This is a genomic window from Shinella sp. (assembly GCF_049651085.1).
Classification (GTDB): domain Bacteria; phylum Pseudomonadota; class Alphaproteobacteria; order Rhizobiales; family Rhizobiaceae; genus Shinella.
Genome location: NZ_JBASBL010000031.1, coordinates 1 through 6651 on the forward strand (window position 1 = coordinate 1; position 6651 = coordinate 6651).

The following is a 6651-nucleotide window of genomic DNA, read 5'->3' on the forward strand; positions in this document are numbered from 1 at the left end:
GAATGCGTATTTGGCCAGCCTCAGTATCAATGCAATCTGGTATCCAAACGGCTCCCACGAGTATCTTCCGTTGATCCTTTCCGAATTGCTCGAACAGTTGTCCTTGGCTGCCTGACGCTCTCTAGCCTTGATCTATCTAATCCCCTATTGCGCGCTACTTGATGCGCTTCCGGTCTTGGATATCAAAACCTGGAACAGAGAGCCCAACAATCATGTCGATGAAGCGCTTTGCTTCGGCGATGATTTCGCCAGCCTCATCTGGGTTGCTGAACCGCCCCTGATGCACAACCTCATTGCGAACCTTATTGATCTTTTCCGATGAGGCAATCAGAGCTTTGGCGGTTTTGCTTTTCTTCGGGTGCGCAAAGTAAACGGGAACAAAAAGTCTATCGATCTTCCCGCGCAGGCCATTCGCCCAGAGAAGAAGCTGGTCGATGATGGTCGCGTCTGACGTGCTCCCCAAAGCTCCTCCGGTCATAGCTAGAGTCCGGGGTTGGTATGGTGCCCGTCGGGGCGGTGTTGCACAACCCGCCCGGCAGCATCGGCGGGCGTCAGCCCGCCTATCCCGCTATGCGGCCGCACATGGTTGTAGTCGTCACGCCAGAGCCGCAGCACCGAGCGGGCGTGGCCGAGCGACACGAACAGCGTCTCATTGAGGCATTCGTCGCGCAGGCGACCATTGAAGCTCTCGACGTAGCCGTTCTGCTGCGGCTTGCCCGGCGCGATATAGTGCCACTCGATCGTCCGGTCCTGCGTCCATTTCAGGATCGCCAGGCTGGTCAGTTCGGTGCCGTTGTCGCTGACGATCATCAGCGGCATGCCTCGGGCGGCGATCGAGCCTACATGGCTTTGACACTGCGTCGTCGTCCCAACGACCAGCTCCGCCTTCACGAGCTTTCGAACCTCGCCGCCCAGATCCGGGTCGCGACCGTGGTGACGAACGACGTCCTCTTCCACGAGCCCGCCCGCCGCATCCTTCAAGACGTGGTCACCTGCATCCGGCACAACGTCACGATCGATGCGATCGGCGACCGTCGCGAACGCCATGCCGACCGATACATCAAGCCGCCTGAGGAAATGCACCGCCTTTTCAGCCGCTACCCCGAGGCGCTCACCCGAGGCCTGCAGATCGCAGACCGCTGCCGTTTCAGCCTCGACGAGCTGGCTTATCAATATCCTGAGGAGCGCGACGATCCGGCCCTCACACCGCAGGAGACGCTGGCGAAGCTCACCTGGGAAGGCGCCGCCGAGCGATACCCGGAAGGCCTGCCCAATAGCGTGATCGCCGCGCTTCAACACGAGTTGCGGCTGATCGAGAAGCTCGATTACGCGCCGTATTTCCTGACCGTGAACTCGATCGTCCGCTTCGCGCGCTCAAAGGACATTCTGTGCCAGGGGCGCGGATCGGCCGCCAACTCTGCCGTCTGCTACGTCCTCGGCATCACGTCGATCGACCCGGGCCGCAATGATCTTCTGTTCGAGCGCTTCGTCAGCGAGGAGCGGCGCGAGCCGCCCGACATCGACGTCGATTTCGAGCATGAGCGGCGCGAGATCGTCATGCAGTGGGTGTTTGACACCTATGGCCGTGACCACGCCGCGCTGTGCTCGACCGTCATACGCTATCGCACCAAAGGCGCCTTGCGTGATGTGGGCAAGGCGCTTGGCCTGCCCGAAGACCTGATCGGCACCTTGTCGTCGCAGGTGTGGGCCTGGTCGGAAGAAGGTGTCGAGCAACGCCACGTCGAGGAGCTGAATCTCAATCTTGCCGATCGCCGCCTTCGCCTGACGCTCGATCTCGCCCGGCAGCTCATGGGCGCGCCGCGCCATCTCAGCCAGCATCCCGGCGGTTTCGTGCTGACCCATGACAGGCTTGACGACCTCGTGCCGATCGAGCCGGCCGCGATGAAGGACCGGCAGGTCATCGAATGGGACAAGGACGACATCGACGCGCTCAAGTTCATGAAGGTCGACGTCCTGGCGCTCGGGATGCTCACCTGCATGAAGAAGGGGCTGGACCTTCTGGCCGAGCACAAGGGCGTCAATCTCGATCTTTCCTCCATCCCGGCCGAGGACCCGCGCACCTACGCGATGATCCGCAAGGCGGACACGCTCGGGACTTTCCAGATCGAGAGCCGGGCGCAGATGTCGATGCTGCCACGCCTCAAGCCGCGCACCTATTACGACCTCGTCGTGCAGGTGGCGATCGTCAGGCCCGGTCCCATCCAGGGCGACATGGTGCATCCCTATCTTCGTCGCCGGGAGGGCCTGGAGCCCGTCCACTACCCGAAGCCCGAGCTAGAAAAAGTGCTCGGTAAGACGCTCGGCGTGCCGCTGTTCCAGGAGCAGGCGATGCGCGTGGCCATCGAATGCGCCGGCTTCACCCCCGGCGAGGCGGACATGCTCCGCAAGTCGATGGCTACGTTCAAGTTCACCGGGGGCGTCTCGCATTTCCGGGACAAGCTGATCGCGGGCATGGTCGCCAATGGTTACGAGGCCGAATTCGCCGAGCAGACCTTCAAACAGCTTGAGGGCTTCGGCAGTTACGGATTTCCGGAAAGTCACGCAGCCTCTTTTGCACTGATCGCCTACGCCTCGGCCTGGCTCAAATGCTGGCATCCCGAAGTGTTCTGCGCGGCGTTGCTGAACAGCCAGCCCATGGGCTTCTATGCGCCGGCGCAGATCGTCCGTGATGCGCGCGATCATGGCGTCGAGATCCGCCCGGTCTGCGCCAACGCCTCCCGATGGGATTGCACACTTGAGCCCTCTGGCAGCGAGGAACAGTTTGCCATTCGCCTGGGTCTGCGCATGGTCAAAGGCCTCGCCAATGCCCACGGCGCCGCGATCGTCTCGGCCCGGGCGGGCCAACCCTTTGTCTCCGTCGACGATCTCTGGCGCCGGGCCGGCGTTCCCGTGGCGGCGCTAACGCAGATCGCCGAAGCCGACGGGTTTCGTTCGCCGTTCGGTCTCGCCCGTCGTGAGGCCCTATGGGCAATCAAGGCCTTGCGTGACGAGCCGCTGCCGCTCTTCGCCGCCGCGTCGGCACGTGAAGCCGGGATTGTGCCCGAGATCGCCGAGCCGGCCGTCATCCTACGCCCGATGACGGCGGGCGGTGAAGTAGTGGAGGACTACCGGCATGTCAGCTTGTCGCTACGCGACCACCCGGTCTCGTTTCTGCGCCCGGAGCTGCGCCGCCGTCGCATGGTGACGTGCCAAGAGGCGATGGACGCAAAGGACGGCCGTTGGCTGGAAGCGGCCGGCATCGTGCTGGTGCGCCAGCGGCCCGGCAGCGCGAAGGGCGTCATGTTCATCACGCTCGAAGACGAGAGCGGGATTTCCAACCTCGTCGTCTGGCCCAAGGTCTTCGAACAGAACCGCCGTACCATCCTGTCAGCCGGCATGATCGGTGTCCGCGGGCGCGTCCAGCGCGAGGGGGAAGTAGTCCATCTTGTCGCGCAGCAGCTGACGGACCTTTCGGCGGAGCTGGCGAGCGTCGGCGAGCGCGACACCGCCTTCCCGCTGCCTCACGGGCGTGGCGACGAGTTTCACCACGGCTCGCCGACGCCCGACCCCCGCGGTCAGCCGCCCCGAACGGTCCGACCTCGTGATATTTTCATACCCGACCTGCACATCGATACGATCAAGGTGAAGACCCGCGACTTCCGCTAGCCATGGCGCGGTCGCATCGGCTTCTCAGCGTAGCCGGTGATCATAGTGCTCCCACAACTCACTGTCTGGGATCGTGATCGTCTCGATGATGTCAGGAGGCTCGACGTCGCGATACAGGATCATGCCGCAATCCAATTCGAGCGCAGACGTCTCCGTATCGCCTGTGCTCAGGAACCACGACACGCTCTGAAATAGCTCCCGCAGGAGGTTTGGATGCTTCATCTCGCCGAAAGGATTGGCCGCCGCCAATGCCTCCTCGCCGGAGAGCCGAACACGATAGAGGATGGCCTCGCCGCGACGACGATTTTGCTCATGGCATTCTTCGCCAAGCAAATAGTTCGCAACGTGGTGGTCGAACTCCGAGCCCTCGACGAGATAGTGGTTGAAGCCCTTGACCAGTCCTTCGCGCGAGAGCGTCAGGTGCACCTGACCCGCACGATTTCCCGCGCCACCGCGTTCCATGAACGCGAGCGCTTCTGGCACGCGATGCCTGATCTCATCCCATCTCGGATGTTCGCCTAAGAACGCTTCTATGGCGGTCGAGCGGTCCGCTGGAACGAGCCGCCGAAGCCCGTTTCGCGCGACAGACCCCTGCTGCACCGGATTCAGACGCGTTCCGTGGTACGCGGCCACGTCTCGCTCCGACACCCATCTGCGCATCGCCTCATAAACTGCGTCGATGTCGACGGCTTTGGAAAGGGTCTCGCTGGCGCTCCAAGGCCCGTCCGGTTGGGTGGAGGAGATCAGGTCCCGCGCATTCCGGGGAAGCAGGGCTCCAAGTGACGCTGCCAAGATCGGAAGCCACGAAGCGCCGTCATCGAATTCGAAAAGTGAGGCGGCTCTGTCGCTGTCGGTCCCAGCGTCGTGGGTCATGGCCGGTCACCGAAGATACGACGCAACTTGCGTTGTTGCCAGTCAGGGATGCGCCGCATGCCTATGGCCATCGCGTTGGCTTCCAACCATGTCCACCAGTGGTCGCACAAAGACACGAAGCGATTCACTGCCAAGCCTTCGTACCGACCGTCCTCCTTGAGGTGATGGAGAACGTAGCCCGGCGGGCAATCTTCATCGCCCTCCTGCCAGTCGAGGCTTACCCTTCCTCCAGCCAACTCACCATCGTTAAGCCGGGCATGTTTCGCCGTATTCGCAATCGCGTCGCACGCTGCTTGCTCCGGAATTGCCTGCGCAATCTCATCGAAGAAGGCGCGCCGATCGAAGTCGATCCCCAAGCGCCGCTGATTGCGCGCTCTCACGCTCTCAACCCAGTTGCGAAGGCTCCACGCCGCAATGCAAACATTGACCGCGGCGTAGGCGAGCGGCTCCGGCTCGTCTGGGTAGCTCACCTGAATGTCGCGGAATACCTCGACATCCCAAGCCAGCTTTGACCACATACTCGCGGGGTCACGGATTATCGCCGTGTGTCTTGTCGCGTGCTCGATCGGAAGACTCGCCTTACGTGCCATCACAGCACGCTAGCGGCAGGAGGCATACTGAACCAGAAGTTCAACCAAGCTTGGCCGCTAGTGAACGAGCTGAGGCTTTCGCACGGCGCTCTCGAAACGCTACTATGAAGTTGTGACGTCGAATTGGACCTATGGACGCTGTGACGTAGCAGCGATCGAAGTTGCAGCTCAGTGCGGCGCGGCCGGCCGTTCACTGGCGGGGCACTTCCACAGTCAGATACAGGTCGTCTCGGTCCGTCGAGGATGGCGCCGCTTCCTAACTCCAATGGGCGAGCTAATCGCAGGCCAAGGTGATCTGCTGGTAATCCCTGCGGGCATGTTCCACACACCCATGGGGTGCGTCGGCTCATCAACATTCAATCTTTACCTGGATACTGATGATCCGACGCTATCCGACATCAAGGTCCCGATGCTGCTCCACGGAGTACAGGCGCTTCATCCCGAAGAGATAATCGATACGGTACGATCATCATCGCGTGGACCGTCGTTACCGATGAGCAATGATGCTCAGGAGATGCAGCGGTTGCTGGTCTCGACAGACTATTCTGTGGCCGAACTCGCCAATCAGCTTGGCTATTCGCCGGACGGCTTCATCCGAATTTTCAAGCGCGCTGTCGGCGCCACGCCAGGCCAATATCGCCGGGCCCATTGGCTGACCGAGGCGAGAAGACGAATACGTGGCGGCGCCTCGCTGGCGGACGCGGCATTTGCAGCAACCTTCGCCGATCAGAGCCATCTCGGACGGCATTTCCTCAGGGCCTACGGCGCCACCCCCGGAGGTTATCGCGCCGCATTTCAGCCTGGCCGTCGATCGATTTCATTCCAGACAAGCGTGGACGGCTGAAACAGGGTCGACTTTTCAGCCGGGGCGAATTCGATGCACGACCAATATATCACGCCGGAACCACTCGCTTCTGCTTTGATCACCATCGATGTCCAGAATGACTTCGCGCGTGCCGGATCGCGCGCGTACATCCCTGGGACCGCCGACGTCGTTCCAGCGATAAGTAGGGCGCTAGACGCCTATCGTGATGCGAGGCGGCCGATCATCCACGTCGTGCGCTTATACAGCGCCGACGGCTCGAACGCCGACCTTTGCCGCCGCACGTTGATCGAAGGCGGCGCCGAAATTGCTCGCCCGGGAAGCGACGGCGCAGAACTAGCAGATGCTCTGAAGCCCGATCCTTCCGTCACGCTGGACGCTCATGCCTTGCTCGCTGGTGAGTTTCAGCAGCTCTCGGACCATGAATGGGTTCTCTACAAATCCCGCTGGAGCGCGTTCCACAGAACCACGCTCGACGCGAAGCTCCACGGGCTTGATGTCACGTCGATTGTCGTGACCGGCTGCAATTTTCCTAACTGCCCCCGAGCTACCATCTACGACGCCAGCAGCCGGGATTATCGTATCCTGGTCGTCGAGGATGCCATTTCGGGTTTCAACGATCAGGGGCGAATGGAGATGGGGAGTATCGGCGTAAAAATGGTCAAAGCTTCGGAGCTCCATTCCTGGCTAATCGGCGAG

At 61.7% G+C, this 6651-nt stretch carries 5 protein-coding genes and 2 pseudogenes; 3 read left to right on the top strand and 4 right to left on the bottom strand.

The genetic code is table 11. The features are described 5' to 3' along the window. Nucleotides 1-154: 154 nt before the first annotated feature. Both WA950_RS21375 and WA950_RS21380 read right to left on the bottom strand, forming a co-directional pair. Nucleotides 155-478, bottom strand: coding sequence for a hypothetical protein (locus WA950_RS21375; RefSeq protein WP_424553758.1), 324 nt, complete (start codon nt 476-478; stop codon nt 155-157). Between the two features lie 2 nt (nt 479-480). After that, nucleotides 481-834, bottom strand: a pseudogene (locus tag WA950_RS21380) (transposase family protein); the annotation flags it as partial. Between WA950_RS21380 and WA950_RS21385 the strand changes: the two are divergent. After that, nucleotides 829-3666: pseudogene (locus WA950_RS21385) on the top strand (error-prone DNA polymerase); the annotation flags it as partial. The pseudogenes WA950_RS21380 and WA950_RS21385 sit on opposite strands and share 6 nt — an antisense overlap. A 24-nt stretch (nt 3667-3690) precedes the next feature. Here WA950_RS21385 and WA950_RS21390 read toward each other — a convergent pair. Further along, nucleotides 3691-4539: a hypothetical protein gene (locus WA950_RS21390; RefSeq protein WP_424553759.1), complete on the bottom strand. Its 849-nt coding sequence runs from the start codon at nt 4537-4539 to the stop codon at nt 3691-3693. After that, on the bottom strand, nt 4536-5129 hold the full coding sequence (locus tag WA950_RS21395; protein WP_424553760.1) for a hypothetical protein: 594 nt from the start codon (nt 5127-5129) through the stop codon (nt 4536-4538). Before WA950_RS21395 ends, WA950_RS21390 begins: the two co-directional genes overlap by 4 nt. Nucleotides 5130-5445: 316 nt before the next feature. Between WA950_RS21395 and WA950_RS21400 the strand changes: the two genes are divergently transcribed. Beyond that, complete coding sequence (locus tag WA950_RS21400; RefSeq protein WP_424553761.1) at nt 5446-5973, top strand: helix-turn-helix domain-containing protein; 528 nt, start codon at nt 5446-5448, stop codon at nt 5971-5973. A 33-nt stretch (nt 5974-6006) separates the two neighbouring features. Then, nucleotides 6007-6651 (top strand): cysteine hydrolase family protein (locus tag WA950_RS21405; protein WP_424553762.1); only part of this gene is annotated, 645 nt, incomplete at its 3' end.

Excerpts from the sequence above, each read along its gene's own strand:
- WA950_RS21375 (WP_424553758.1), bottom strand. The coding sequence starts at position 478 with ATGACCGGAGGAGCTTTGGGGAGCACGTCAGACGCGACCATCATCGAC.
- WA950_RS21390 (WP_424553759.1), bottom strand. The coding sequence starts at position 4,539 with ATGACCCACGACGCTGGGACCGACAGCGACAGAGCCGCCTCACTTTTC.
- WA950_RS21400 (WP_424553761.1), top strand. The coding sequence starts at position 5,446 with ATGTTCCACACACCCATGGGGTGCGTCGGCTCATCAACATTCAATCTT.
- WA950_RS21395 (WP_424553760.1), bottom strand. The coding sequence starts at position 5,129 with ATGGCACGTAAGGCGAGTCTTCCGATCGAGCACGCGACAAGACACACG.